The sequence below is a fragment of the Acidimicrobiales bacterium genome (assembly GCA_036270875.1).
In the GTDB taxonomy this organism is placed as follows: Bacteria; Actinomycetota; Acidimicrobiia; order Acidimicrobiales; family AC-9; genus AC-9.
The window spans coordinates 1-4,281 of record DATBBR010000136.1 but is presented as its reverse complement, the minus strand read 5'-3'; the positions used below and the strand labels follow the sequence as shown (position 1 = coordinate 4,281).

5 protein-coding genes are annotated in these 4,281 nt (G+C 72.1%); 4 read left to right on the top strand and 1 reads right to left on the bottom strand.

Annotation, left to right across the window (positions count from 1 at the left end; genetic code table 11):
• The 4 genes from VH112_13190 to VH112_13175 all read left to right on the top strand — a co-directional run.
• A partial coding sequence (locus VH112_13190; GenBank protein ID HEX4541189.1) for an AMP-binding protein occupies positions 1-1,334 on the top strand: 1,334 nt, incomplete at its 5' end.
• Entirely contained in the window at positions 1,334-2,038 is a 705-nt protein-coding gene (locus VH112_13185; protein ID HEX4541188.1) for a hypothetical protein, read from the top strand. The genes VH112_13190 and VH112_13185, both read left to right, overlap by 1 nt.
• A gap of 58 nt (positions 2,039-2,096) precedes the next feature.
• Positions 2,097-2,825 carry a hypothetical protein gene (locus VH112_13180; protein ID HEX4541187.1) on the top strand — a complete coding sequence of 243 codons (729 nt, stop codon included), beginning with the start codon at positions 2,097-2,099 and terminating at the stop codon, positions 2,823-2,825.
• Positions 2,826-2,837: 12 nt separating this feature from the next.
• Entirely contained in the window at positions 2,838-3,635 is a 798-nt protein-coding gene (locus tag VH112_13175; protein HEX4541186.1) for a thioesterase family protein, read from the top strand.
• Position 3,636: 1 nt separating this feature from the next.
• On the opposite strand, the gene VH112_13170 is transcribed toward VH112_13175, so the two are convergent.
• On the bottom strand, positions 3,637-4,281 hold a 645-nt coding region (locus VH112_13170; protein ID HEX4541185.1), incomplete at its 5' end, for a hypothetical protein.

Genomic DNA, 4,281 nt, shown 5'->3' with positions numbered 1-4,281 from the left:
TGGCCGACGAGGGAGCTCGCCCCGGCCAGCGGGTGCCCGTGGTGGCCACGAGCAGCCTGCTGACCCTGGCTGGCGTGCTGGCAGCGGCCCGCCTGGGTGGTGCCGGCGCCGCGCTCAACCCCCAGCTGACCATCGAGGAGCTGGCGCGGCTGTGGCAGCTGGCGGGCCTCGCCGGGGTGGGGATCGCGGAGGCGGGTCACGCCGACGCGCTCCGGGCCGCCATGGACGGGCCTGGGACGGTCCTCACCGAGGCCGACCTGCCGGGCGAGGCGAGGGACTCGGTGCCGGGTCCGGTCGGCGACGGCCAGGACGAGGCCCTGGTGCTCTTCACCAGCGGGACGACGGGGCTCCCGAAGGCCGTCCCGATGACCCATGCCGTGCTGACTGGACGGATCCGTTCCTGGTGCGGTCCGTTCGACGCCGCAGCCCCGGCCGCCGTCCGGATCATGTGTGTGCCGATGTTTCACGTCGGCGGCCTGCTCGGGTTGCTGATGAGCCTCTACTCGGGGCACACCACGGTCATCCAACCCCGGTTCGACGCCGGCGGCTGGCTCGACCTCGTCGAGCGCCACCGGGTGAGCGCCGCCTTCGTGGTGCCGACGATGCTCGGGCGGATCCTCGACCACCCCGACTTCGCCCGTACCGACCTGGGATCCCTGCGATCCCTCGCCTACGGCGCGGCACCCGCTTCCCCTGATCTCGTCGCCCGGGCGACCGAGGCGCTGCCAGGTGTCGCCTTCTCGAACGTCTTCGGCCAGACGGAGACCCTCGGCGCTTATACCGCCCTTTCGGCCGACGACCACCACCACGATGTTCGCCGGACCTCTGTCGGCAGGGCGCTTCCCGGCATCCAGCTGCGCGTCGTGGACCCCGACTCGGGCGAGGACGTGCCCGGCGGGGAGCCAGGCGAGCTCTGGGTCCTTTCGGAGCAGAACGTCGCTCCAGGCTGGCTGCGGACCGGCGATCTGGCCCGCGTGGACGCCGACGGGTACGTGTTCCCGGTCGGGCGGCTCTCCGACACCATCAACCGCGGCGGGGAGAAGCTGGGGCCCATCGAGGTGGAAGAGGTGCTCCGCACCCATCCGGCTGTCGCCGACGCCGCCGTGGCCGCACTACCCGACGCCGACCTGGGCGAGCGCGTCGGGGCCGCGGTCGTGGCGCGCCAGGCGGTGAGCCCCCAGGAGCTTCGCGCTCATTGCCGCCAGCATCTCGCCCGCTTCAAGGTGCCGGACACGGTCGTCCTGGTCGACCAGATCCCCTACGACGACCTCGGAAAGGTACGTCGCCGATCGCTGGCGACGATGATCGCGGACAGCGCGGAGAGGAGCCCCTGATGCTGTTCCTGCACGAGGTGCACAAGGTCAAGGGAGCCGAGGAGGATGCCTTCGAGGCCGCCTGGCGCGACGACTGGATGCCTCGTCTGGCCGAGGAGAAGGACGCTCGAGTCCTGTGGTACCTGAACCAGGCGCACGGCGCCGGTCCCTCGTACACGGTGATCACGATCACGGCCATCCGGGACGGCGCGGCATGGGAACGCCTTGCCCGCCGGATCCAGGACGGCGATCTCTCCGCCCTCGTGGCCGAGCAGGACCGCCGGCGCCACACGGTCGACGCCAAGCTCCTGCTGCCCGTCCCGTGGTCGGCAATGCAGGAGGTCGAGCTGAGCGCGGTGCCCGCCAACGGCGACACCCACGAGTTGAGCCTGTACATGGAGGACACCGGATGGCCCTCGGCTCCCCTTGGCGAGTACGTCGAGTTCTGGGGCCGGACCTACTACCCGGCCATCATGGACCGGCCCGCCGCTGAGCGCCTCCTCGACATCCAGGCCAGCTTCCAGGTCGCCTACGGTGCCGGGCACCGGCCCGAGGCCATCCTGATGCAGAAGGTCGTCGACAACGACCGCCTGCTCGCCCTCCTCGCCCACGAGACTCGCCCCGAGCACCGCCGGCCCGGCACCTTCATGCACGACGCCCTCGCCTACCGCGATCAGTGGGAGAGCAGGCTGCTGCGCACGAGCAGCTGGTCCCCGCTCTACTGACGGTGATCTACCGTGGGGTGTCGGCCCGGTGTGCCCTCACCCTGGCCACGCGCCAATCATGGACAAGCACGACCAGCGCGGCCGGAGGGGCCGACACCGGAGACCGACTCCCCAGGCCGGTCTTGGAGTCGCCGCCATCGCCCTGGCGGCGGCGGGTCTGCTGGCCCTGAGCCTCCGGAGCGGAGACAGCCCCCACCACCAGGCGCTCCGCACGGCCCCGGTCATCCCCGGGCCAACGGAGCCGGTCATCACCTCCACCGCACCGCCTCGACCCACGACCGCGCCACCCGCGACCTCCCCTCCCCCGACGACACCAGCTCGTCTGGGCCTGCCGGTCACCGCCGTCGGCGACTCGCTCATGGTCGACATGCAGCCCTATCTGGGCGCGCTCGTGCCCGGCATCTCGGTGGACGGCGCGGTAAGCCGGCCCTGGCAGACCGGCGTCACGATCGTGTCCGAGCTGAACCTCGCGGGCCGGCTGAGACCGGAGGTCGTGGTCGGTCTCGGGGCCAACGGGGGGGTCACCCCCGCGCAGTTCGACGCCATGATGCGCGCCGCGGCCGGAGCAAGGCGGGTCGTCTTCGTGAACGTGCGCCTGCCGCGATCCTGGCAGGACGAGACCAACGCCACGCTGCGCGACGGCGTGGCCCGATACCCGGGCACGGCTGTCCTCGCCGATTGGTACACCCTGAGCACCGCTCAACCCTCCTGGTTCGCGCCTGACGGCGTCCATCTCCAGACCGCCGGCGCCCAGGCCATGGCCTCGCTCGTCGCCGGCCGCCTTTAGAGTCACCCGTCGATGGATGGACCTCAGTTCCTCGGCCTGGAGCCGACCGATGACCCCAACCGGTGGCTCCTGCCGGTGGTGCCCCCCTTGCTGAGCGGCGTGGGCGCCCTCTTCGGCGGGTGCGGGCTGGCCGCGGCCATGGAGGCCATGGAGGCCACCACCGGCCGGCAGACCATCTGGGCGGCAGCGCAGTACCTGTCGTTCGCCCGCCCCCCCGCCACGGTGAGCATCGAGGTGGTGGCGATGGTGGTCGGGCACCAGACCAGCCAGGCTCGGGCCATCGGCCGGGTGGGCGACGAGGAGATCTTCACCGTCAATGCTGCTCTCGGCGTCCGGCCGTCCGAGCTCCAAGGACAGTGGGCGGCCCGCCCGCCGGTGCCGCGCCCCGAAGACAGCCCACCCCGGGTGCTCGAGGGTCGCCACGAGGCCACGATCATGCAGCGCCTCGACGTTCGCCTCGCCGACGCCCGCCCGCTCGACCAGCTCGAGGGGGGCCCCAGCGGCGACGGCCGGTCCTCCCTCTGGGCCCGCCTGGACGGGCTCACGTCGAGCACCACGACGCTGGCCATCCTCGGAGACTTCGTTCCCTTCGGGATCAGTCAGGCCATCGGCCAATGGGCGGGCGGCACCAGCCTCGACAACACCATCCGCGTGGCCCGGCGCGTGCCCACCGAGTGGGTGCACCTCGACATCCGCGTGCAGGCGGTGGCCGACGGCTACGGGCACGGCCTGGTCCATCTGTGGGCCGAGGACGGCACGCTGCTCGGAACGGCCAGCCAGACGGCGGTGGTCAGGCACCGGCGCGCCTGATCTAGATGCGCCCCCATGACCGGTCGGTGATGCCGGTCTCGTAGCACTGAAGCAGGTGCTGCAGCCACGCAACACTGTCCTCGAGGCCACCGGGCTGGTTGCGGGCAAGCCAGAGCTCGCGGTGGTGCTCGATCAGCGGCCGCAGCTCGGCGGCGAGGGTCGAGCGCACCGCATCGGGCACCGACGACAACCAGCCGTCCTCGGCGAGGCGGGCCCGGCCGTCGCGGCACACGAGCGCCACCAGCGCGGCTGCCGTGCGCAGCTCGTCGATGACGAGGCTGGCGTCCGGCCGCCGGGACCGGGAGCGCCCGAGCCGTTCGACCGCCGCCTCGAGCGAATCCTCGACCCCGCGCAGGTCCTCGACGTTCATCCCCGCGCTGATCCCCCGGTCGAGCTGGAGCTGCGGATAGTAGAGGTGCATGACCAGCACGGAGATGTTGGGGAACTGCGGGACGATCGCCCGATGGGCATCACCGAGGGCGAGGAGCGCGGCGCCCAGCTCGCGGGCGGGGTCGTCGAATGCGTGGGCGTCGAGGGCGGCGGCGAGGTCGAGGTCGGCGTTGGTGTCGAGACACCACGACACGGCGGCGGCGTAGGCGAAACCGGGCTCGCTCACCGGCAGGTACTGGAGGTGGCCCATGTCGCC